General features: G+C 73.8%; 25 protein-coding genes. 8 read left to right on the top strand and 17 right to left on the bottom strand.

Annotated features, from left to right (window positions below; translation table 11 throughout):
- Positions 1 to 30 precede the first annotated feature (30 nt).
- Complete coding sequence (locus FB470_RS25805) at positions 31 to 960, top strand: NADP-dependent oxidoreductase (RefSeq protein WP_306995637.1); 930 nt, start codon at positions 31 to 33, stop codon at positions 958 to 960.
- Between the two features lie 315 nt (positions 961 to 1,275).
- On the opposite strand, the gene FB470_RS25800 is transcribed toward FB470_RS25805, so the two are convergent.
- The 3 genes from FB470_RS25800 to FB470_RS25790 all read right to left on the bottom strand — a co-directional run bounded on the left by FB470_RS25800 (position 1,276) and on the right by FB470_RS25790 (position 2,855).
- The gene (locus tag FB470_RS25800; RefSeq protein WP_306995635.1) at positions 1,276 to 1,953 is read right to left on the bottom strand and encodes a DNA alkylation repair protein; all 678 of its coding nucleotides are present in this window, start codon (positions 1,951 to 1,953) and stop codon (positions 1,276 to 1,278) included.
- A gap of 87 nt (positions 1,954 to 2,040) precedes the next feature.
- A complete protein-coding gene (locus tag FB470_RS25795; RefSeq protein WP_306995633.1) occupies positions 2,041 to 2,199 on the bottom strand; it encodes a hypothetical protein in 159 nt (52 codons plus the stop codon).
- Complete coding sequence (locus FB470_RS25790) at positions 2,196 to 2,855, bottom strand: helix-turn-helix transcriptional regulator (protein WP_306995631.1); 660 nt, start codon at positions 2,853 to 2,855, stop codon at positions 2,196 to 2,198. The genes FB470_RS25795 and FB470_RS25790 overlap by 4 nt, the downstream gene beginning before the upstream one ends.
- Before the next feature lie 113 nt (positions 2,856 to 2,968).
- Here FB470_RS25790 and folE point away from each other — a divergent pair, with 113 nt between their 5' ends.
- The 4 genes from folE to FB470_RS25770 all read left to right on the top strand — a co-directional run bounded on the left by folE (position 2,969) and on the right by FB470_RS25770 (position 6,413).
- Positions 2,969 to 3,568, top strand: a complete 600-nt coding sequence (gene folE, locus FB470_RS25785; protein ID WP_306999480.1) for a GTP cyclohydrolase I FolE — start codon at positions 2,969 to 2,971, stop codon at positions 3,566 to 3,568.
- An 18-nt stretch (positions 3,569 to 3,586) separates the two neighbouring features.
- Positions 3,587 to 4,816, top strand: a complete 1,230-nt coding sequence (locus FB470_RS25780; RefSeq protein ID WP_306995629.1) for an NAD(P)/FAD-dependent oxidoreductase — start codon at positions 3,587 to 3,589, stop codon at positions 4,814 to 4,816.
- Positions 4,817 to 5,120: 304 nt separating this feature from the next.
- A complete protein-coding gene (locus FB470_RS25775; protein ID WP_306995627.1) occupies positions 5,121 to 5,387 on the top strand; it encodes a PLDc N-terminal domain-containing protein in 267 nt (88 codons plus the stop codon).
- Positions 5,388 to 5,720: 333 nt separating this feature from the next.
- The gene (locus FB470_RS25770) at positions 5,721 to 6,413 is read left to right on the top strand and encodes a response regulator (protein WP_306995625.1); all 693 of its coding nucleotides are present in this window, start codon (positions 5,721 to 5,723) and stop codon (positions 6,411 to 6,413) included.
- 104 nt (positions 6,414 to 6,517) lie between these two features.
- On the opposite strand, the gene FB470_RS25765 is transcribed toward FB470_RS25770, so the two are convergent.
- The 7 genes from FB470_RS25765 to FB470_RS25735 all read right to left on the bottom strand — a co-directional run bounded on the left by FB470_RS25765 (position 6,518) and on the right by FB470_RS25735 (position 12,497).
- Positions 6,518 to 6,973: a universal stress protein gene (locus tag FB470_RS25765; protein ID WP_306995624.1), complete on the bottom strand. Its 456-nt coding sequence runs from the start codon at positions 6,971 to 6,973 to the stop codon at positions 6,518 to 6,520.
- Between the two features lie 180 nt (positions 6,974 to 7,153).
- Positions 7,154 to 8,041 carry a universal stress protein gene (locus FB470_RS25760; protein ID WP_306995621.1) on the bottom strand — a complete coding sequence of 296 codons (888 nt, stop codon included), beginning with the start codon at positions 8,039 to 8,041 and terminating at the stop codon, positions 7,154 to 7,156.
- A 16-nt stretch (positions 8,042 to 8,057) separates the two neighbouring features.
- Positions 8,058 to 8,726: a CBS domain-containing protein gene (locus FB470_RS25755; protein ID WP_306995620.1), complete on the bottom strand. Its 669-nt coding sequence runs from the start codon at positions 8,724 to 8,726 to the stop codon at positions 8,058 to 8,060.
- Between the two features lie 78 nt (positions 8,727 to 8,804).
- Positions 8,805 to 9,851, bottom strand: coding sequence for an NAD(P)-dependent alcohol dehydrogenase (locus FB470_RS25750; RefSeq protein WP_306995618.1), 1,047 nt, complete (start codon positions 9,849 to 9,851; stop codon positions 8,805 to 8,807).
- A gap of 210 nt (positions 9,852 to 10,061) precedes the next feature.
- Positions 10,062 to 10,997, bottom strand: a complete 936-nt coding sequence (locus FB470_RS25745; RefSeq protein ID WP_306995617.1) for an Acg family FMN-binding oxidoreductase — start codon at positions 10,995 to 10,997, stop codon at positions 10,062 to 10,064.
- Between the two features lie 15 nt (positions 10,998 to 11,012).
- The gene (locus tag FB470_RS25740) at positions 11,013 to 11,837 is read right to left on the bottom strand and encodes a universal stress protein (RefSeq protein ID WP_306995616.1); all 825 of its coding nucleotides are present in this window, start codon (positions 11,835 to 11,837) and stop codon (positions 11,013 to 11,015) included.
- A gap of 135 nt (positions 11,838 to 11,972) precedes the next feature.
- A complete protein-coding gene (locus FB470_RS25735; protein WP_306995614.1) occupies positions 11,973 to 12,497 on the bottom strand; it encodes a hypothetical protein in 525 nt (174 codons plus the stop codon).
- Positions 12,498 to 12,638: 141 nt separating this feature from the next.
- On the opposite strand from FB470_RS25735, the gene FB470_RS25730 reads away from it, so the two are divergent.
- Entirely contained in the window at positions 12,639 to 13,046 is a 408-nt protein-coding gene (locus FB470_RS25730) for a CBS domain-containing protein (protein WP_306995612.1), read from the top strand.
- Positions 13,047 to 13,107: 61 nt separating this feature from the next.
- Positions 13,108 to 13,458 (top strand): DUF190 domain-containing protein, encoded by a 351-nt coding sequence (locus tag FB470_RS25725; RefSeq protein ID WP_306995611.1) that lies wholly within the window; start codon positions 13,108 to 13,110, stop codon positions 13,456 to 13,458.
- Between the two features lie 49 nt (positions 13,459 to 13,507).
- Here FB470_RS25725 and FB470_RS25720 read toward each other — a convergent pair whose 3' ends face one another.
- The 4 genes from FB470_RS25720 to FB470_RS25705 all read right to left on the bottom strand — a co-directional run bounded on the left by FB470_RS25720 (position 13,508) and on the right by FB470_RS25705 (position 15,995).
- Positions 13,508 to 14,395 carry a universal stress protein gene (locus tag FB470_RS25720; protein ID WP_306995609.1) on the bottom strand — a complete coding sequence of 296 codons (888 nt, stop codon included), beginning with the start codon at positions 14,393 to 14,395 and terminating at the stop codon, positions 13,508 to 13,510.
- The gene (locus tag FB470_RS25715) at positions 14,392 to 15,000 is read right to left on the bottom strand and encodes a CBS domain-containing protein (RefSeq protein ID WP_306995607.1); all 609 of its coding nucleotides are present in this window, start codon (positions 14,998 to 15,000) and stop codon (positions 14,392 to 14,394) included. The genes FB470_RS25720 and FB470_RS25715 overlap by 4 nt, the downstream gene beginning before the upstream one ends.
- 142 nt (positions 15,001 to 15,142) lie before the next feature.
- Entirely contained in the window at positions 15,143 to 15,409 is a 267-nt protein-coding gene (locus FB470_RS25710) for a DUF1876 domain-containing protein (RefSeq protein ID WP_306995605.1), read from the bottom strand.
- Between the two features lie 247 nt (positions 15,410 to 15,656).
- The gene (locus FB470_RS25705; RefSeq protein ID WP_306995604.1) at positions 15,657 to 15,995 is read right to left on the bottom strand and encodes a cupin domain-containing protein; all 339 of its coding nucleotides are present in this window, start codon (positions 15,993 to 15,995) and stop codon (positions 15,657 to 15,659) included.
- A 334-nt stretch (positions 15,996 to 16,329) separates the two neighbouring features.
- Here FB470_RS25705 and FB470_RS25700 point away from each other — a divergent pair, with 334 nt between their 5' ends.
- Positions 16,330 to 17,625 carry an MFS transporter gene (locus tag FB470_RS25700; protein WP_306995602.1) on the top strand — a complete coding sequence of 432 codons (1,296 nt, stop codon included), beginning with the start codon at positions 16,330 to 16,332 and terminating at the stop codon, positions 17,623 to 17,625.
- Between the two features lie 66 nt (positions 17,626 to 17,691).
- Here FB470_RS25700 and FB470_RS25695 read toward each other — a convergent pair whose 3' ends face one another.
- The 3 genes from FB470_RS25695 to FB470_RS25685 all read right to left on the bottom strand — a co-directional run bounded on the left by FB470_RS25695 (position 17,692) and on the right by FB470_RS25685 (position 21,425).
- Positions 17,692 to 18,888 (bottom strand): iron-containing alcohol dehydrogenase, encoded by a 1,197-nt coding sequence (locus FB470_RS25695; protein WP_306995601.1) that lies wholly within the window; start codon positions 18,886 to 18,888, stop codon positions 17,692 to 17,694.
- A 31-nt stretch (positions 18,889 to 18,919) separates the two neighbouring features.
- Entirely contained in the window at positions 18,920 to 20,497 is a 1,578-nt protein-coding gene (locus FB470_RS25690; RefSeq protein WP_306995599.1) for a class I adenylate-forming enzyme family protein, read from the bottom strand.
- 115 nt (positions 20,498 to 20,612) lie between these two features.
- Complete coding sequence (locus tag FB470_RS25685; RefSeq protein WP_306995597.1) at positions 20,613 to 21,425, bottom strand: N-acyl homoserine lactonase family protein; 813 nt, start codon at positions 21,423 to 21,425, stop codon at positions 20,613 to 20,615.
- Between the last annotated feature and the right edge of the window lie 147 nt (positions 21,426 to 21,572).

Genomic DNA, 21,572 nt, shown 5'->3' with positions numbered 1-21,572 from the left:
CATCGAAGCAACCCGTCCGAGGAGGAGACCATGAAGGCAGTGCGCTACCACCGCTACGGCGACAGCGATGTGCTCGTCCACGAGGAGGCCGAGACGCCGGTCCCCGGCACCGGGCAGGTGCTGGTGAAGGTCGCGGCGACCTCGTTCAACCCGGTCGACGCGGCCATCCGCGCCGGCGCCCTGCGGGACGTGTTCCCGCTGGCCCTGCCCCACGTGCCGGGCATCGACCTCGCCGGGACGATCGCCGAGGCCGGTCCCGGCGTCGGCCGCTGGCAGGCGGGCGACGCGGTCGTGGCGTTCCTGCCGCTGGACGCCGACGGCGCGGCGGCCGAGTACGCACTCGCGCCGGCCGAGGTCCTCGCCGCGGCCCCGAAGACCGTCGACCTGGCCGACGCCGCGGCACTGCCGTCCGTCGGGCTCACGGCGTGGCAGGCGCTGTTCGACCACGCCGGCCTGCGGTCCGGGCAGACCATCCTGATCAACGGGGCCGGTGGCGCGGTGGGCGGCTACGCCGTGCAGCTCGCCCGGCGGGCCGGCGCGACCGTCACCGCGACGGCGAGCCCGCGCAGCGCCGACCGCCTCCGCGACCACGGTGCCGACCGGCTCATCGACCACACCACCACCCCCGTCACCGACGCGGGCCGGCGATTCGACGTCGTGCTCAACCTGGTGCCCACCTCGCCCGGCGAGATCGCGGCGCTGGCCGGGCTCGTCGCCGACGGCGGGGCCCTGGTCAGCACCACCACCCCGCCCCCGGACGACCCGGGGCGCGGCATCCGCACCACGCGCGTTTTCGCCCTGAGCAAGGCCGACCAGCTCGCCGGCCTCGTCGCCCGGGTGGACGCCGGGGAGCTGCGGATCGACGTCGCCGCCCGGCGCCCGCTGGCCGAACTCCCCGCGGTGCACTCGGATTCCGACGCCGGCCGTCTGCCCGGCAAGACCGTCCTCATCCCCGCCTGACGAGGTGCCGCGCACCGGTGGTGGTTCGCCGGTGCGGATCTGGTGGCGTGGGGCAGGGCGCAGCTCCCGCGCCAGTGCGCGCAGAGACGGGAAGATCGAGCGCCGCCGGGAAGTTCGGCCTGCGGCGGTGGGCCGCGCCGGCACGGGTCGATCCCGGCCGCGCCCGGCGACGCAGGCTCCTGGACCCAGCTCAACGAGAGGGCCCTCGCCGACCTCGGCGAGCCGGAACTGTCGCGGGAGCGCCGCTTCCAAGACCAGCCGCTGGATTCTCGGCGGCGTGGCACACCGGCCCCAGCGCGGCCAGCCGGTTGCCGCCTAGCCGGACCGCTCGTGCTGCCGGCGCACCATCTCGCTGATCCAGACGGGCGCGAACGGGGACGTGCAGTTCGGTGGGGTCGGGTAGTCCTTGAGCACCTCGAGGCGCTCCCCGATGTCCAGCGCGCGGTCGCGGTACCCGGCGTGGTCGATCCCGATCTGGGCCAGGCAGGCGTTCATCGCCCACTGCAGCCGGTCCGGGGCGTCCTTCATCTGCGCCTCGATGGTGTCGAGCAGTCCGGCGAGGTCGAGACCCGCGGGTGTCTTGTGGACCCGTTCGGTGGTCAGCGCCCAGCCCGCACTGGCGACGACCGGATCCGGGTCCGCGAACCAGGACCGGCGCAGTTCTTCGGCGTGCGGGCTCTTCTTCACCACGTAGTTCACGAGCCAGTCGTGGACCTTGGGCGTGCGTGCCTCACGGAGCATGGCGTCCAGCTCGTCGCGCTCGAACGCCTTCGGGCGGCAGATCAGGGTCGCGAGCAGTCGCGCCGCGGAATCCCCCGTCCCCCACAGCCGGCGCGCGAGGTCCTGCTGCGTTTTCAGCCGCTTCGCCAGGGCGCGCAGCTTCGAGAGGTTCACGCCGTGGTCGTCGCCGTGTTTCTCGTTGACGGCGCGGGCTTTCGGGTCCTCGAGCTCGGCCAGCTCGGCCAGCACGTCGGCCACCGTCGTCTCGGTCACCAGAGCCTCCCTGTTCCTGGCGCGGGGCTCCAGCTTAGGCGGAAGGGCGGCGGTGACCGGCAGCGTCCGCCACGCCCACCGCGCCGCTCACCCCTGGTCGCCGGTCTCCAGCCGGGTCCCGCACCGCTGACACACGGTCGGCGGGTCGACGTCGGCGACCAGGCCGCACTCCGGGCACACCCGGGCCAGCCAGCACGCCGGGTCGCCACCCTCGTCGGGCACCTGCTCGCGCTCCTCGGGCGTCATGACGGCACCCCTGGGCGCAGGCGGACGCAGCAGGCCCCCGGCAGCGGCTCGAGGCGGGCTGAGAGGTCCGCGCACCGCAGCCCGGCGAGCAGCCCTTCGGCAAAGCTCAGGTTCATGCCGCAGACCAGTTCGGTGTGCTCCTGCGCGAGCCGGTGGAACGGGCAGTTCGCGAACACCGTCCCGCCGGGCCCGGTGCGCGGTTCGAACCCGTACTCCTCGAAGATGCTCTCCACCGGGACACCCACCGCGGTACGGCCGAGCTGTTCGCCGAGCTCACGAGCGCGCCGGCGCAGGATCGGGCCCGGTGGCCCCCCGGTCCGGTCCGCCTCCTCCAGCGCGCCCGCGAGCAGCGTCCCGGCCAGCTCGTACCGGCGCTCGGGCAGGGACACCGTCACCTGCCGGCCGGACCGCCGGTAGAGCTTCGCCGGCCGCCCGGCTCCCGGCCCGCTGCGGCCGGTGCGGCGCTCGAAGCCGACGTCGAGCAGCTGCTCGGCGACCAGTTTGTCGAGGTGGAACGCGACCGTGGCGCGCGGGAGGCCGGTGGCGGCCGCGACCTCGTCGCGGCCGACCGGGTCCGGCTGCCGCACCACGTAGTCGTAGAGTCGCCGGCGCGTCGGTTCCTCGAGAGCGGCGACGGCCGACACTGCGTCGTCCATCACCCCACTCTAAAACAAGTGACGTTTGACGAAAACTCCGCGGGCGTTCTAAGGTCAGCACATCCTGTTTTTAGAAGGGGTGAGGGCTGGTGACCGTCAACGAACTGCGCGACCTGGATGCGCCGGTCCGGCACCTGAACGTGGTGCACGGCCGCGGCACCGTCGACCTGGCCGCGGCCGAACGCGCGGTCCGGGACCTGCTCGTCGCGCTGGGCAAGGACCCCACGTCGGAGCACCTGGCCGACACCCCGCGGCGCGTCGCGAAGTCCTACGCGGAACTGCTCAACCCGCGCGAGTTCCAGCTGACGACGTTCCCCAACGACGAGGCCTACGACGAGCTGGTGGTCGCCAAGCGGATCCCGGTGTGGTCGCTGTGCGAGCACCACATGCTGCCCTTCCACGGCGTGGCCCACGTCGGGTACCTGCCGGGCGACCGCATCCTCGGACTGTCCAAACTGGCCCGTGTCGTCGAGCTGTTCGCCCGGGACCTGCAGGTGCAGGAACGGCTCACCCAGCAGGTCGCCGACTGGCTGCAGGAACACCTCGCACCCAAGGGTGTCGGCGTGGTGATCGAGGCCGAGCACCTGTGCATGTCGCTGCGGGGCGTGCAGGTCGCCGGATCGCGCACGGTCACCTCCGCCGTGCACGGCCTGCTGCGGGAGGACCGCGCGACGCGGCAGGAGTTCTTCGCCCTGACCGGGATCGCCGGCTGACCACCACGGGAGATCGACATGGATCACGACAACGTCGTCGTCATCGTCGGCGCGGGCCTCGCGGGCGCGAAGGCCGCCGAAACCCTGCGCGCGGAAGGCTTCGCGGGCCGTGTCGTGCTGGTCGGCGCCGAACCGGACCGGCCCTACGACCGCCCGCCGCTGTCCAAGGGCTACCTGCTGGGCGAGACGGGCCGGGACGCCGTGTTCCTGCACGACGAGCAGTGGTACGCCGGCAACCGGATCGAACTCGTCCTGGGCCGCCGCGTCACGCGGCTCGACCGGGCGGCGCACCTGGTCGAGCTCGAGGACGGCGAACGGATCGGCTACACCAAACTCCTGCTGGCCACCGGCTCGTCGCCGCGGCGGCTGCGCGTGCCGGGCCACGACCTGGACGGCGTGCACTACCTGCGTCGCCTCCGGCACGCCGACGCCCTGCACGCGGAACTCGGTGCAGGCGGCCGGGTGGTGGTCGTCGGCGCGGGGTGGATCGGCCTGGAAACGGCCGCCGCGGCGCGCACGATGGGATGCGAGGTCACGGTCGTCGAACCGGCCCCCACTCCCCTGCACGGTCCACTCGGGCCCGAGCTGGGCCGGTTCTTCGCCGACGTCCACCGAGCGCACGGCGTGGATTTCCGCCTCGGGACCGGCGTCGCCGAGCTGCGCGGCGCGAGCCGGGTGTCCACTGTGGTCACCGCGGACGGCACGGTGATCCCCGCGGATGTCGTCATCGTCGGCGTGGGCGCGCGGCCCGAGACCGAGCTCGCCGCCGCGGCCCGGCTCACGGTCGACGACGGCGTCCTGGTCGACGCGTCGCTGCGCACGGGCGACCCCGACGTCTTCGCGGCCGGCGACATCGCCCGCGCCTACCACCCGTTCTACCGCGGCCTCATCCGCGTCGAGCACTGGGCGACCGCGCTGAAGCAGGGCCCGGCGGCCGCGCGGGCGATCCTCGGGCACGAGGTCAGCTACGACGAGCTGCCGTACTTCTTCTCCGACCAGTACGACCTCGGCATGGAATTCGCCGGGTGGTTCCCGCCCGGCGGCTACGACCGGCTGGTCGTCCGCGGGGACCTCGCGGCACGGGCGTTCCAGGCGTTCTGGCTCGCCGGGGGCCGCGTCGTGGCGGGGTTGCACGTGAACCAGTGGGACGAGGGGATCGACCCGGTCAAGGACCTCATCCGCAGCGGGCGCACCGTCGATCCGGAGCACCTCGCCGACCCGGCGGCGCCGCTGGCCACCCCGGCCTGACCCGCAGCGGGACGACCTCGCCCGCTCCGGCCCGGGGTGACGACCGAAGGGCGCCGGCCACTGCACGAGCAGGAACCGGTCGATGCTCAGCGGAGGGGCCGACCCGGCGCGGTGCCCCGGTAGCCGGGACCAGGAACGCCACGACCGGGCGAGGGCGAGGAAACCCGCAGATCGGTCGCCGCCGCGACGTCCGCGCTGCTCGCGACCCGGCCCTGCCGCACCGGGTGCGGCTGAACACACGGCCCCGCAGCCCGCGACGGGTGCGCCCCATCCGCACTAGCATCGACGACGAGGAGGCCCGGACGTGAAACGCACCCACCACTGGCGTGGCCTGAGCCCGGCCGAACGGGCGGTGATCGTGACGGCGGCCGCCGTACAGGTGGCGCTCGCCGCCGGCGCGTGGTGGGACCTGTGGCGCCGCCCCGCCGACGAGGTCCGCGGGCCCAAACGCGCCTGGGCGCTGGCGATCGCGGTCAACTTCGCCGGCCCGCTCGCCTACCGGCGCTTCGGCCGCAAACCCGTCCCCGGGCCCGCGGTCGGGCGAGCGCGGACCGGGCGGCGAACGAGGTGACGTGCCGCCGGATGCGGTCGTTCGCGCGCCGGGGCGCGCCGGCTGTTTTCGGGGCGCGGACGGTGCGGTCGCCGGCGGCCACGGTGGCCTCGGCGATCCCCGGTTCCGACCGGGCGGGAGCGCGCCGGGTGAGGCGAACCCTGTCGAGCCGCAGGGGCAGCTGCCCCGTCGCCGGCCGGAGAAGGGTCGTTGGTCGTGCGGACGCGGGGACTGCGGCCCGTGACCCGTCCAACTGATGACCTTGGTCCCCGCGCGAGGTGACTTCCGCCGACCCCGCCCGGGCCCGCCGCGCTCTAGCGTGAGGAGGTCAGCACCACCAGAAGGGGTACCGCCGTGATCTCCGTGTTTCTCGTCGACGACCACGAGGTCGTCCGCCGTGGTGTCGCCGACCTGCTGGACACCGATCCGGAGCTGGTCGTCGTCGGTGAGGCGTCGACGGTGGCGGAGGCGCTGGCCCGAATCCCGGCGTTGCGGCCGGACGTCGCCGTCCTGGACGTGCGCCTGCCCGACGGCAACGGCATCGAACTGTGCCGCGAACTGCGCTCCCGGCTGCCCGAGCTGAACGTGCTGTTCCTGACCTCCTACACCGACGAGGAAGCGATGCTCAACGCCATCCTCGCCGGGGCCGGCGGCTACGCGATCAAGGACATCGCCGGCATCCAGCTGACCACGGCGGTGCGCGACGTCGGCTCCGGCCGGTCGCTGCTGGACACCCGCGCCGCGGCCACCCTGATGGCCAAGCTGCGCGCGAACGCCATCGACGACGGCCCGTTGTCCGGGCTGACCGAGCAGGAACGGACGCTGCTCGACCTCATCGGCGAGGGCCTGACCAACGCGCAGATCGCCCAGCGCATGTTCCTCGCCGAGAAGACCGTCAAGAACTACGTCTCGCGCCTGCTGAGCAAGCTCGGCCTGGAGCGCCGCACGCAGGCGGCGGTGCTCGCGGCCAAGGTGCACGCCGGCGAGCACGCCGACGGTCCCCACCGGGACGCGTGGGCGCCGGTGGTGCGGCCGGCGATGCGCTGAGTTCTCCGCGGAGAGGGGAGTCTCCGCGAGCGGGGAAGGGCCTCCGGGGTGTCCCGGGGGCCCTTCCCCTGTCGTCGACGCGGCGCCGCGGCGGGCGTGGCCGCTCAGAGGATCGGGCGCGGCACGGCCTCCATCGCGGCCAGCGGGTGCCGGTCGCCGCGCGCGGCCGGGATGATCACGACCGGGCACTGCGCGCGGCGCACGCACTGGGCCCCCACGGAACCGAGCAGGGCCCGGGAGATCCGCCCGTAGCCGTACCTGCCGACCACCAGCATCGCCGCTCCGTCCGCTGTGGACAACAGCACGTCCACGGGATCGCCTTCGACGACCTCCGTGCGGATCTTCACACCCGGTCCCTCGTCGCGCACCTGGTCGGCCAGCTCGCCGAGCGCCCGCCGACGCGCGTCACGCACCTCGTCGGCCGTCATCCCGGTGCCCGGGTAGGTCCAGGCGTTGACCGCGACGACCTCCCGGTCGGACCGCGCCGCCTCACTCACCGCCCATCGCAGTGCCGCGGCGCTGCCCGCCGAGCCGTCCACTCCCACCACGATCCCGGTCATGGGGCCGTCCTTCCGCTCGTGTTCCCTGGTGTCCCCAGCGTGTTCCGGCGCGGGAGGGTCCGTGAAGGGCCGATGGTCCCCGCCGCCCGATCCGTTCTGCTCTCCCACCCGCGGGCCCCGTCGCGCTCGCCACCGCCACGGTCGCGCCGGGCGTGGTGCCGGCGGTGCGGGTCGGGCGGGTCACCCGCCGTCCGGGCGGACCACCATCACCGGGCAGTCGGCGTGGTGGATCAGTGCCTGGCTGGTCGAGCCGAGCAGCAGCCCGGTGAACCCGCCCCGGCCGCGGCTGCCGACGACGACCAGTTGCGCCTGCCGGCTCCAGTCGATCAGCTGGTGCCGGGGCCGGTCGCGCACGACCACGCGCTCCACCTTGACACCGGGGTACTCCGCCTGCCGGGCCGCCAGCCGCTCGGCCAGCAGGCGCTCGTTGTCCTGCCGGACCTCCTCCCAGTCGACGGCCAGGGAAAACACCCCGAACGGGCCGGTCAGGTCCTCGTCGCTCCAGGCGTGCACCGCCACCAGCGGCACGCTGCGCCGGCAGGCCTCGTCGAACGCCGCGCCCAGGGCGCGGTCGCTGAGCGGGCTGCCGTCGACGCCGACTACCACCGGGCCGTTGACCGCCCCGCGCCGTCCCCGCACGATCACGACCGGGCAGTGCGCGTGCGAGACGACCTGCACCGCGGTGGACCCGGCCAGCACGCCGGTGACGCGGCCGGAGCCGGACGCGCCCAGCACCACCATCCGCGCGGACCGGGAGGCCTCGATCAGGACGGCCGACGGCGGGTCCTGCGGCATGGCCGTCGTGACCTCGAGGGTCTCCCCGACCGTGTCGTGGGCGGTCCGGACCGCATCGGCCAGCAGGTCCTTCGCGCTGGTCACGAAGTCGTCGTACACGCTGTGCAGCACGGGCATCCCGGCGCCGTAGAGCCCGGCGAAGGGGGCGAAGCCGTGCACGATGTGCAGGCGCTCGTGGTGCCGCACCGCGCCGGCGGCCGCCCAACGCACCGCGGCGGCAGACGCTTCCGAGCCGTCGACACCGACGACGATCGCTCCGGTCGGGGTGGTCATGCTGGTCCCTCCTGTCTCAGGGCCGTCCGGGAAGCCGGTCGTCCACGGTGAAGCGCACCTGGTTCACGACGGCCACCACACCGGGGATCGCCTCGGTCAGGCGGGCCACGCGATCGGCTTCACTCCGCCGGCCGGCGGAGCCGGTGAGTGTCACGACGCCGTCGGCGACTTCGGCGCGGGCCTGGCCGGCCTCGGCCCACCGGCACCGGGCGAGCACCTCCTGCTCGACGGTGCGGGCGATCTCGTCGTCCGGCCGCAGGAACACGCGCAGCACGTCCCGCCGGGCGAGCACGCCGACGAGCACCCCGGCGCCGTCGACGACGTAGAGGCGCCGCAGGTCCTCGTGCACCAGGCGGTGCGCGGCCACGGGAACCGGTTCGTCCTGCCCGATCACCGCCACGCGCCGGGTCATCACGGTTTCCGCGGTCACCGCCCGCGACTTGCCCCACCAGCGCCACCGCCGGGCGCGCGCGAAGGCCGAGGGCATGCGGTCACCGCGCTGTGCCTCCTTGGCGAGCAGGTCCGTCTCCGACACCACGCCGATCGGCCGGTCCTGCTCGTCGACCACCGGCACCGCGCCGATCCGGTGCCGGGCCAGGAGCGCGACGAGGTTCTTGAACGGCATCGTCTTGACCACGGACACGACGGGGTGGGTCATCAGGTCGCCGACGGTCGGTCTGGGCACCGGCCTCACCCCGCGCGGGCGATCAGCAGGGGGCCGCCGACGACGGTGGGCGGTGACATGGGCGCTCCTCGGGAAAGGTCAGGGCACGACGACGGCGCGGCCGACGAGGCTCCCGGCTTCCATCTGCCGGTAGGCCTCCAGCGCGTCGGTCAGGGGGAAAGTGGTGGTCGCGGTGTTCAGCAGGCCGCGGGCGGCGAGGTCGAGGACCTCGACGAGTTCCGGGCGGCTGCCCCAGTAGGTGGATTGCACCGACAGTTCGTACGGGACGCCGAAGAACGACACCGGCACGGCTCCGCCGCCCAGGCCGATGATGGTCAGGTCGCCGAGCATGCGTCCACAAGCGACACCGAGGGCGAGGGTCCGGTCGGTGCCGACGCAGTCGAAGATCGCGTCGGCGCCGCGGCCGCCGGTGCCGCGGCGGATCTCCTCGGCCGCCCGCTCCCCCGCCGGCACCAGCAGGTCGGCGCCCGCCCGCCCGGCGAGGTCCAGCGCCTCGCCGCGGGTGTCGACGGCGACGATGCGCGCCGCCGTGGTGGCCTTCAGGATCTGCACGGCCAGATGCCCGAGGCCGCCGATGCCGATGACGACCGCGGTGCTGCCCGGCGACAGCTTGCCCCACGACCGGCGCACCGCGTGGTAGGGCGTGAGGGCCGCGTCGGTCAGGGGCGCCGCGGTGACCGGGTCGAGTCCGTCGGGCAGCGGCACGAGGTGCCGGGCGGCGGGGACGATCATGAACTCGGCCATGCCGCCGTCCAGCCCCAGTCCCCCGCCACCGCCGGCCACGGGTGCGGCCTCCGGGTTCTCGCAGTAGGGGTCCAGGCCGGCCAGGCACCGGGAACAGGTCCCGCAGCCCCACGGCCCGTGCACCGCCACCGGTGTCCCCACCTGCAGACCGGTGACGCCGTCGCCGGTTTCGTGCACCCAGCCCGCGTTCTCGTGGCCCAGGGTGAACGGGGGTCCCCACGGCAGCTGTCCCGCGTCGAACTCCCGCATCAGATGCAGGTCCGAGTGGCACGCGCCGGCGCCGCCGATCCGGATGACCACCTGGCCGGGTCCGGGACGGGGCTGGTCGACCTCGACCAGCTCCGGGTCCGATTTCCAGGCCTGCAACCGCCATGCCCGCATGGCGCCTCCCCTCGTGTCGTCACGCCGGAGCGACGGCCCGGCGGACGTAGGTGGTCGGTTCCGGGATCGACAACCCCTCCGTGTCCTCGACGCTATTCGCGGACCGGCGGGAGATCGACGGGCGGAAGACCCGACGCGGAAGGGCCGAGGTCGACGCGGGTGAGGACTTTGTGCCCTGCCGTGGGCGAGGCGAGCATCCCGGCCCTGCCCTCACACCGTTCCCCGTCCGGCGGGGACCACGACGCGCGCCGGCGTGGCGGTGACCGGATACCCGATCCGCAGGATCACCTGTGGATAACCGGGCAGGTCGAGCTTCTCGATCAGCCCGGCACGCACCTCGTGCAGGTGCAGGGGCTGGGTCAGGACCGAGCCCACGAGCCCTTCGGCGACGGCGGCCAGCCAGGCGCGTTCCAGGGCGGCCCCGGCCCGCAGGTGGTCGCGGCGGGTGTCGTCGGCGGTGAGGACGATCAGCAGGGACTCCGCCGCGATGCGCTCGGTGAGGGTCACGGTGTCGGGCAGGTGGGTGTCCGCCCGCACCAGACCCGACCAGGGCACGGTCGTCGCCTCCGCGGGCGGCTGCCGGAACTGCGCGGTCCAGGCGGACAGCTCCCGCTGGTAGGCGCGGTCCGCGCGCAGCGCCAGCCCGGCGTAGGCCAGCAGGTCCGCCAGCGGCGCCGCCTCGGTGCGCGACCGGACCAGGCGCGCTTCGGTTCCCGGCCCCGCCGCGGTGTCGCCGAGGCGGCGCAGGACGCGCGGCGGGACGTGGTGCAGCGCGAACGGCGACCGGTAGCTGCCGCGCTGGAAGATCGCCGAGTAGCGGGCGCTCTCCGCGGCGGTGGCTTCCGCCCGTTCGCGGACCCGCAGCGTGGCGACCAGGTCCGGCCGCTCGGCCGAGGGCAGGACCTCGATGCCGGGCCGCCATCCCAGCGCCCGCACCGCCAGCTCGACGTTGGTCAGCGCGGCGCCGCAGGACAGGACCCGGTCGCGGCCGGCCGGGTCGTGCCGGGGCAGTGCCACGTCGAACCGCTCGTAGAGGTGCACGACGTCGTCGGCGACCTCCAGCGTCCAGGGCTGGGAGTTGTGGACCGAGGGCGCCCGGCTCGCGGCCCGCGCCAGTGCCTGGATCTCCACCGTGGACCAGATCATGGTTGTCTCCTCGGGTCAGCGCACCACGGCGACCGGGCAGGCGGCGTGGTGCAGCAGGGACTGGCTGGTGGAACCGAGTCCCATGCCGTGGTGTTCGTGGCGCCCGCGTGAACCGACGACGAGCAGTTGGGCGCCGGCCGCGGCGGCGAGCAGGCCGCGCACCGGGCGGTCCCGCACGGTCCGTTGGATCAGCCGCACGTCCGGGTACTTCTCGGACCAGCCGGCGAGCCGTTCGGCCAGCAGCCGTCGCTCGTCCTCGGCGACCTCGTCGTAGTCGACGTCGATCGGCAGCACCGACCACGTCTCGCCGAGGGACATGTCGGTCCAGGTGTGCACCGCGGTCAGCGGCGCCCCGCGCCGGCCGGCGGCGTCGAAGGCGAAGGCGATGGCGGCGTCGCTCGAGGGCGAGGCGTCCACGCCGACCACCACCGGGCCCTGCTCCGGCGGCGGGTCGTCGGGCAGCGTGCCCCGCACCACGACCACCGGGCAGGGGGCGTGGGCCGCCAGCGCCGAGGAGACCGAGCCGAGCAGCATGCCGGGGAAGCCGCCGAGCCCGTGGGAGCCCAGGACCACCAGGGACGCGGTGCCCGCCTCGTCGATCAGTGCCGCGGCAGCCGGTCCGGTCCGGGTGGCCGTGCGCACCTCGAGGCCGGGCTCGGTCGCCTCGGCGCGGCGGCGGGCTTCCTCGAGCGGGCGGTCTCCCGGTTGCCGGCCGTCCGGAGCCACGTGCACGAGACGCAGGGGCAGGCGCCGCGACGCCGCCTCGCGCGCCGCCCACCGCACCGCGTTGAGCGCGGACGGGGAGCCGTCGGCACCGGCCAGGATCGAGCGTGGGTTCATGAGGTGATCCTGTCCGCCGGAGCCGGTCGCGGGTCAGAGGAGAGCGGCCCTTGAGGCGGGGGCCGTTCGGCTCTTTTCCGTCCGGTCATCGCGGGCAGGCCGCCCGGCTCGGCGGCCGCGACGAACGAGCCCCGCTCATGCCCCACCCGGCGGGCGGAAGTCCTTCAGCCCCGCCATCAGCACGGCCAGCCCGGCCAGCGCGCACACCGGCTGCAACACGCTGTAGGTGCGGATCACGCCCGCCTCGACGACGATCCAGCCGATCAGCGCGAGACCGGCCACCACGGCGGCGGGGCCGGTCCGGTTGTCGCGTCGGGCGGCGAAGACCGTCACCACGGTCATCGGGACGCCCACGATCACCGCGAGGGAGACCCCGGCGAAGACCGGGCTGCGGAAGGGCAGCCGTTCGTTCACCTCCGCACCGAAGTCGAGGACTCCGGTGAACAGGCCGATCGCGCCGACGTAGGCGAACACGGCGAGCAGCCCGGTCCACGAGCCGAGCCAGGGCCGCCGCCGGGCCGGCCGCTTCTCCTGGCGCCGCAACCGCTTCCAGTCGATCTTGGGCACCGTCTTCTCCTTCCTGGGGTCACGGCCGGGGCTGCGGGTGCCGAAGCGGGACCACGCGCCCGCGGTGCCACCCGCCCTGGCGCCGACGTTCATCGGGACTCCTCCGGGTTTCCGGTGGTTCCAGCCTGGTCCGGCGGGGCGCCCGGGCGAAGGGCCCTCGGTCCTCGCCTTGGTCCCTCGGCGGGGGGACGTTGTGCCCTGGCCGCGGCCGCGCGGCGGGGCGAAGATCGGCGTATGCAGATCCGGCACCTGATGAGCACCCCCGTCGTCGGCATCACGCCGAACACCACGCCCGAGGAGGCGGCCGCGACGATGGTGGAGCGCGGTTTCACGACGCTGCCGGTGCTGACCGAGTCCGGCGAGCTCGTCGGGCTGGTGCGGGAGTCCGATCTGGCCGCCGCGCGGCTGATGGCCCGCAGCGAGCCCGACGACGGCGTCCTGCTTCGCGCGCGGCCGGCGACGGTGGCGGCGCTGATGCACCGGCCGGTGGTCACGGCCGAGCCGGACGCGGACGTGGCGGACGTGGCCGAAGCACTGGTCGACTCGCGTCAGCGGTGCCTGCCGATCGTGCACGACGGCCACATCGTCGGCATCGTCAGCTGGCGGGACCTGCTCGCCCACCTGGTCGCCGTGCGGCGGTGACCCGGCGCTTCCGGGCGGCCGGCGCATTGACCGCCGGCGCGGCGCGGCGGATGGTGAGGCGATGAAACTCCAGGGAGGCGCACTGCGGCTGACGATCTTCGTCGGCGAGTCCGACCTGTGGCACCACAAGCCGTTGTTCACCGAGATCGTGCACCGCGCCCACGCGGCCGGGCTGGCGGGCGCGACCGTGCTGCGCGGCATCGAGGGTTACGGCGCTTCGAACCACGTGCACACCACGCGCATCCTGTCGTTGTCCGACGACCTGCCGGTGGTGGTCCTGATCGTCGACGACGAGGCCCGGATCCGCGGGTTCCTGCCCACGCTGGACGACCTGATCGGCGAGGGCATGGTCGTCGTCGAACCGGTCGAGGTGATCCGCTACGTCGGCCGGGACCGGGCGGCGCAGCGCTGAGCACGGCGGGCGGCCGGCTCCCCACCTGAGCGCGGTGCCCACGCGGTGGTCACTGGTCCTGTCCCGGCCGCACGATCACCACCGGGCAGTCGGCGTGGTTGATCAGGGCCTGGCTCGTCGAACCGAGCAGGAGACCGCGGAACCCGCCCCGGCCGCGGCTGCCGACGACGAGCAGCTGCGCGCGGCTGCTCCACTCCAGCAGCTGGCGGTAGGGCCGGTCCCGCACGACGACCCGCTCGACCTCGACGTCCGGGTACTTCCCGGCCCAGCCGGCCAGCTGCTCGGTCAGCGTCCGCTGCTCGTCCTTCTCGATCTCGTCCCAGTCCACGGTCAGGTACAGGTTGCCGTAGTAGCCGGGGAACTCGGCGTCGTTCCAGGACCGCACCGCGACCAGCGGCTCCGCGCGCCGGCTCGCCTCCTCGAAGGCCGTGGCCAGCGCTCGCTCACCGCCCCGGCTTCCGTCCACCCCGACGACGACCGGTCCCTCCGCCGCCTCCCGGCCCCGGACCACCACGACCGGGCAGGCGGCGTGGGCCGACACCTGCACGGCGGTGGACCCGACGAGCATGCCGGTGAAGCCGCCGGTCCCGGTCGAGCCGAGGACCATCATGCGGGCCCGGCGGGACCGCTCGACCAGCAGGGGCGACGCCGCTTCCTCCGGCATCTCCGAACTGATCACGACCTCGTCGCCGGCCGCGTCGTGCGCCACCCGGACGGCCTCGTCCAAGCGCTCGCGGGCGGCCCGCCGGATCTGCTCGGAGGCCCCCCGCAGCGCGGACAGCCCGGCGCCGTAGAGGCCGACCAGGGGTGCGCAGGCGTGGACGACGTGCAGCCGCGCGTGGCGCTGGGCGGCCTCGCGCGCGGCCCAGCGGACGGCCCGGAGGGACCCCTCCGAGCCGTCGGTACCGGCGACGATCGCGTCCTGCTCCCCGCTCATGCCCGGCCTCCCGCGGTGCTGACCATGGTGGCCTCCACCACGCCGGGCACGGCCTCGGCCAGCAGGGTCGCCACGTGACGGTCGGTTTCGTCGTCGAAGTCGTCGGCGATGCGCACCACGCCGTCGCGGACGTCGACGTGCCAGCGGTCCGGCCCGCCGTACCTGCTCAGGTGGCGCCGCACGTCCGCGGCGATGGCGCTGTCGCTGCGGGCGAAGACGCGGACGATGTCCCCGCGGGTGACGATGCCGACCAGGCGGTCGCCGTCGACGATGGGCATCGCGCGGATGCGGGCGTCGAGCAGGGCGCGGGCCAGCGCGGCGAGGTCGCACCCGGGTGCCATGGCGGTCGCCGGGGTGGTCATCACCTCGCCCACCGAGGCGCCGGCGCGGTGCGGCTGGCCCTCGGGCCGCGGGTACCGCGCGTCCGGCGGCACCCGGCCGGCGATGAGGTCGGCCTCGGTGACGATGCCGACCAGACGCTCGTCGTCGTCGACCACGGGCAGCGCGGTGAACCCGTGCGTGGACAGGATCCGGGCGGCTTCCTTCGCCGGGACGTCCGGTGTCACCGTGGTGACCGGCCTGCTCATGATGTCGAGTGCTCGCATGCCTTCGACGCTACGAACGCGGGGTGCGTGCGGGCAGCGGCCCATGGTCACCTCGGGGAGGGACTTCCGGCCCTCCGCGGCACCGGTGAGCGGGGACTCGCGGGCATCGCGATCACCCGGGACCCGGCGCGTGTGGTGATCATCAGTGGTGCAGGTGGGCGGGGGTGTGGGTGACCCGCTCGATGTCGCCGGCGGCGGCGTCGAGGAGCTTGTGGGCCAGGTCGTTCAGCGCCCGCGCGGCGGCCAGTTCGTCGCCGATCTCGGGAACGTCGGCGTCGGCCGGGTTGAGCCGCGCGGTGCCGACGCCGACCAGGTGGGTCGGGGCCCCGGTGTGCAGGCGCGCCGTCGCCCTGGTGCGCCGCTCGTGCTCGTCGATGACGATCTCGACGGTCCAGTTCTTCTCCCGCATCTGGAAACCTCCCGTGCTCACCTCTGCCGACGGCGTCGCCGTAGGCAGGCCCCGCGATGTCCCTCAGGGTGGTCCGGCGACCGCGCGAAGGGGAGGGCCTTCGGACACCACGGCCGGGGACTTTCGACGCTCCCCCGCGCCGGTGCGTCGCGGTGGCCGGATCCGCCGGGCGGTCGGGCCGGGGCCCCCGATCGTCCACAGTGGCCCGCCCGACGCTGGAGCTCCCCCGTCCCGGCCGGCGCGGTCCCTACCGCAGGGCGACCGTCAGCAGCACCACGGCGTCGGTCAGGGCGCTCAGCCCGTGCCGTTCCGGCGGGACGGCGGCGAGCTGCCCGCCGTCGAGGACCCAGCGACGGTCGCGGGTGTGCAGCCGGACCCGTCCGCTGACGACCTGCAGGGTCGCGGCCACCGGCGAGTCGTGCTCGGCCAGCTCGGCGCCTTCCGCCATGGCGATGAGGGTGGCGCGCTGAGCTGGGCCGCCGACCAGCGTCCTGGCTGCTCGCCGCGACTCGTGCCCGCGGGCTTCGCCGAGCAGCTCGGTGGCCACGTCGTCGAGCCGGCTGACTTCGGGGTGCTGTCCGGTCACTGCGCGCTCCCTTCCCCGCCGGGGCCCGGCGGCTGCCCACCTTCGGCGTGGCGGCTGCCGCACACGATAGAGCGGATCGGTCTCCGCCGTCGGCGACACGATCGGCCGTCCCCGGACCGAGCAGCGCCCGCTCCCGGCATGCGGCACTCCGGCATCGCGTTCGTAAAAACCACGGACAACTTCTTGTACCGATCGGTCAATACGACCTATAGTCCACGCAACGTCGCGGACCACGGTCGCCCGATCGAGGACGCGGCGTCGTCCGCCGGCTCCGGTTCGCGCACGGGGCCGGCGGCGTCCAGCCCCACGCCGCGTCGCGGCGGAACTCTCCCCGATGTCGTTGGAGGTAGTGATGGTGGTCGACCAGCAACAGGCCGTGCGGGTGAGACCCGCGCGCGTGGCCTTCGCGAGTTTCCTCGGCACCGCGATCGAGTGGTACGACTTCTTCCTCTTCGGCTCGGCGGCGACGCTGGTGTTCAACACCCGCTTCTTCCCCACCCTCAGCCCGCTCGCCGGCACCCTCGCCGCGTTCGCGACCTTCGGCGTCGCCTTCGTCGCGCGGCCGCTGGGCGGCATCGTGTTCGGCCACTTCGGCGACCGGCTGGGCCGCAAGCGGATGCTGATCCTGTCCCTGCTCCTGATGGGCGGCGGCACGGTCGCGATCGGACTGCTGCCGGACTACGCCCGGATCGGCGCCGCCGCACCGATCCTGCTCGTGCTCGTCCGGCTGCTGCAGGGTTTCGCGGTCGGCGGCGAATGGGGCGGCGCCGTGCTGATGGCCGTCGAACACGCCCCGCCGCACCGCCGGGCCTTCTACGGCAGCTGGCCGCAGGCCGGCGTCCCGGCCGGGCTCGTGCTGTCCGCCTCGGCGTTCCTCGCGGTGCAGCAACTGCCGAAGGACCAGCTGCTCTCCTGGGGGTGGCGCCTGCCGTTCCTGGCCAGCGCCGTGCTGATCGTGGTCGGCCTCTACGTGCGCTCCCGCCTGGAGGAATCGCCGGAGTTCCAGGAAGTCACCGAGGCCCGGGAGGTCTCGAAGTTCCCGCTCAAGGACACCCTGCGCCGCTCGCTGCGCGCCGTGCTCGTCGGCCTGTTCGCGCAGGCCGCGTCCAACATCCCGTTCTACGTCGTCAGCGTGTTCGTGCTGTCCTACGCGCCGGGCGCGGCCGGCGTCTCCCGCGGCACCGTGCTGACCTGCCTGATCGTCGCGTCCCTGGTGGACATCGCCGCGGTGCCGCTGGTGGCGGTGCTCGCCGACCGGATCGGCAACCGGAAGGTCCTCCTGATCGGCGCGCTCTACTCCGCCCTCGCCGCGTTCCCGTTCTTCCACCTGATCGACACCGGCGCGCCGCTCGCGGTACTGGTGGCCATGTTCCTGTTCGCCACCCTCGGGCACGCGCTGACCTACAGCGCGATGGCCGGGTTCCTGGCCGAGCTGTTCGGCGCCGAGCACCGCTACACCGGCGTTTCGGTCGCCTACCAGGTCGGCGGCCTGATCACCAGCGGCCCGGCACCGTTCATCGCGGCAGCTCTCTTCGCCGGGTTCGGCGGCTCGTGGGTCATCGCCCTGTACATCGTCGTGGCGTGCGTGGTCACCTTCGTCGCACTGCTGCTGGCGCCCCGCCGGGCGTGACCGATTCGGGGCGGCACCGGATACCCGGAGCCGCCCCGTATCGCAATGGATCGATCGGTCCATTGGTTACCACGCGCGGCCGAGGATCTTCTCCACGTCGTCCGTGCCGAGTGCCGGGCCCGGTGCCGCGGCGGCCATCAGGTCGCCCACGGTGTGCCGGGCGATCGCGGGGAACTCCTCCCGGCCGACGCCGGCCTCGCGCAGCCCGGTGGGCAGCCTGAGCCCGGCGATGAACCGGCGCAGCAGTTCGGGCGCGCCCAGGCCGGCCGGGTGCCCCGTGGTCTCGGCGAGGATGTCCGCGATCAGCCGCTGCGGGCCGCGGGTGTGTTCCGCGTGGTGCTCGAGCACGGTGGGCAGGAGCACGCACGACGCGACGCCGTGTGCAACGCCGAGGCGGCCGCCGAGCTGGTGCGCGATCCCGTGCGACAGACCCAGGCTGACGTTGGTCACGCCGAAGATCGACTGCCACGCACCGAGCTGGCACTGCCCGGCCGCGTGCAGATCGCCGGCGTCGCGCACCGAGGCGGGCAGGTGGCGGGTCAGCCTGCGCAGCGCGTCCGCCGCCAGTGCGTCGGTCACCGGCTGGGCGCGTGGCGAGCAGAGCGTCTCCACGGCGTGGTCGACGGCCTTGATCCCGGTGGACGCCCACAGCGAGCGCGGGGTGTGCGCCGCGAGGCCGGGGTCCAGCGCCACGACCCGCGGCACGAAGTCCGGGGACAGGTAGAGGTCCTTGGCTCCGCGGGTGGTGTCGGTGATCCCGATGATGTGGGTGAACTCGCCCGCCGACAACGTCGTGCTGACGGTGAAGTGGGGCACCTTCGGCGCGGTGGTGACGGGGCTCTGCTTCGTCCCGGACGGCGACACGACCACCTTCCAGCGCAGCAGCGCGGCCGCGCTGTCGATGCCCTCCGCCAGGCACAGCACGACCGCCTTGGCGAGGTCGATCGCGCTGCCCCCGCCGACGCTGAGCACCCCGTCGGCACCCGCTTCGCGGGCGGCGCGGGTCGCGGCGAGCACGACGTCGTGCGGGACGTGCGGTCGTCCGCCGGTGAACACCGCGGCCACGCGGCCGCCCGTCGCGGCCGCGAACCGCTCCCGCACGTCGATCTGCCGCGCCAGGCTGGGCGAGGCGACGACGAAGAGCCGCCGCACCGACCGCTTGGCGCATTCCACGGCGAGCGAGCCGGACACCCCCGGTCCGAAAAGGACGGATTCGAGCGGCAGGACGTCGAACCGGCCCGCGAGCGGGGTCTGAGTGGTCAAGGTCGTCTCCTCGGTTGCAGGGATCGGTGGATCAGCCACCCACCCGGCGGTCCGCGCCGGCCCAGTGGCGCCGCCGGAGCTCGCTCCGCTGGATCTTGCCGGTGCCGGTCTTGGGCAGCGCCTCGACGAACTCCACCGAGCGGGGCCGTTTGTAGCTCGCGATGCGCTCGCGGCAGATCCGGTCGACGTCTTCGGCCGTGACGCGGTGGCCCTCGCGCACGCTGATCACCGCCTTGATGGTTTCGCCCCAGCGCTCGTCCGGGACGCCGATGACGGCGACCTCGGCCACGCCCTCGAGCGCGGAGATGGCGTTCTCGATCTCGCCGGGGAACACGTTGAACCCACCGGAGACGATCATGTCCTTCTTGCGGTCGACGATGTGCAGGTACCCGTCGTGGAACCGGCCGACGTCGCCGGTGGCCACCCAGCCGCCGGGCAGCAGGACCTCGGCGGTGGCCGCGGGACGGTTCCAGTACCCGAGCATGGTGATGTCGCCGCGCACCTGGATCTCCCCCTCCTCGCCCTCCGACGCGTCGCGCCCGTCGGGCGTGCGCACGCGGACCTGGACGAACGGGCTGACCCGGCCCGCCGAGCCGAGCCGGGCGGGCAGGGGGCCGGCAGGGTCGACGCGGTGGTCCTGTTTGGACAATGCGGTGAGGGGCAGCGGGGTTTCGGTCAGGCCGTAGCCCTGGACGAACACCGGGCCGAGGCACCGGACCAGCCGCGCGAGGCGGTCCGGCGCGATCGCCGAGCCCGCGTAGAGCACGGTGTGCAGGGAATCCGTGGTGTGCGAACCGGTTTCCAGCGCGGGCAGCATCATGGTGAGCATCGTCGGCACGATCGGCAGGACGGTGACCCCGTGCTCGGCGACCGCGCGCAACGCCGGTTCCGGCGCGAACGACGCCATCGGGAGGTGCTGCGCGCCCCGCAGCTGGAACGGCAGGGAGACGTAGCCGGACAGGTGGGTGAGCGGGGCGACGTGCAGCACCACGTCCGAGGTCTCGATCGGCGGGAGCTCGACCATCAGGTTCCGGCTGTAGGCCAGCAGGTTGCGGTGGCTGAGCATCACGCCCTTGGGTTCGCCGGTGGTGCCCGACGTGTAGGGCAGCCAGGCCAGGTCGTCCGGGTCCGGCCGGGCCGGGTCGAGTTCCGGACCGGCCAGCAGGTCGGGGTAGCGGGCGGCCACCGGTCCGGCCGGTTCGTCGAGCGCCACGACGGCGGTGTCCCGGCCCGCCTCGGCGAAGGCCGCGGCCACGCCGGGTTCGCGCTCGGCGTCGACGATGGCCACACGCGCTTCGCAGTCCCGGGCGATCGCGGCGATCTCGCGCGGGTGCAGCCTGATCGACAGGGCCACGCGCACGAATCCGCCCACCGCCAGGGCGTGGTCCACGACGAAGCTCTCGGTGCGGTTGGCGGAGACCACGATGATCCGGTCCCCCGTCCCCGCGCCGAGCCCGGTCAACCCGTGGGCCAGGCGCCGGGCGCGGGCGCCGAGCTCGCCGTAGGTCAGGACCGGACCGTCCGGTCCGAGGACCGCGGGCCGGGTGGCGAACTTGGCGTGGACGTCGGTGAAGGCCGACGCCAGCGTCGCCTGGAGTGTCACGATCACGAACCTCCGTACTCCGGTGGACCGCCCGGTACGACCCGCGGTCCACTCTGGTGAACGTGGCGCCGGTGCACTATCCGTTTTCGGCCACCGGCCCGGCCCCCGCGGACACCCGCGCTCAGTCGAGGAACTCGGCCCGCGCCTTGAGTTCGGTCAGGACGGTCGCGTCGTGGCCGTAGACCAGGGTCGCGTCGTGACGCTTCTGCAGGTGCCGCATCCACCGGACGCTGTTCCACCAGTCCTGCGAATTCCGGTTCAGCCACCCCTGCGGCAGCCCCTGCTCGAACAGGTCCCGCACGTGGAACAGGTCGCCGGTGAACAGGAACGTGCCGGAGTTGTCCAGATCCACTTGCATCGTCAGCGACCCCGGGGTGTGCCCGGGCATGTGCCGCAGGGTGACGCCGCCGGCGAGTTCGATCTCGTCGCGGGAGATCGCCTGCCAGTTCAGCTGCCAGTGGAGGTCGCCCGGCACGTAGGCGCCGAAGTCCTCCTTGGTGGCGATGGCGTAGTACTGCTCACGCAGCTCCTGTTCGTGGACGTAGACGGGGACGTCGGTGCCGAGGAAGTGCTCGAGTCCCCCGGCGTGGTCCAGGTGCAGGTGGCTCATGACCACGGCCTGGATGTCTCCGATGCCGAATCCCGCGGCTTCCAGGGCCTTGTCCAGGTGGTGGCTCTCGTCGTAGGTGGTGACGGGGAAGGCTTCGAACGCGGGCGCCGGCCACTGTTCGGCGGCGTCGCGCGCGCACCCGGTGTCGAACAGGATCGGCCCCGCGGTGGGGTGTTCGACGACGGCGGCCAGCGCGGCGACCTCCCGCGCGCTCGCTTGCGGCGCCGGTTCGGACCGGGTGGCGCACCCGCAGCCGCGGATGAAGAACCCGTCGTCGACGGTGAGGCGTCCGAGGTCGAGCAGATGCAGCTTCGTTGCAGACATGGGGAATCCGATCTCGCGAACATCCGGTCCGGAACGGCCGGGCGAGCCCAGGTATAGCATCGCAACTCAGGTGGCGACAAGCAGCGTGGACCGTTCGTTCCGGAGTGCGTCCAAACGGGATAGTCGCGGTCGGCTTCGGGATAGTGC

The organism is Amycolatopsis thermophila (assembly GCF_030814215.1).
In the GTDB taxonomy this organism is placed as follows: Bacteria; Actinomycetota; Actinomycetes; order Mycobacteriales; family Pseudonocardiaceae; genus Amycolatopsis_E; species Amycolatopsis_E thermophila.
Note: the sequence above shows the minus strand (reverse complement) of the source record. Positions and strands in the feature narration are given on the sequence as shown.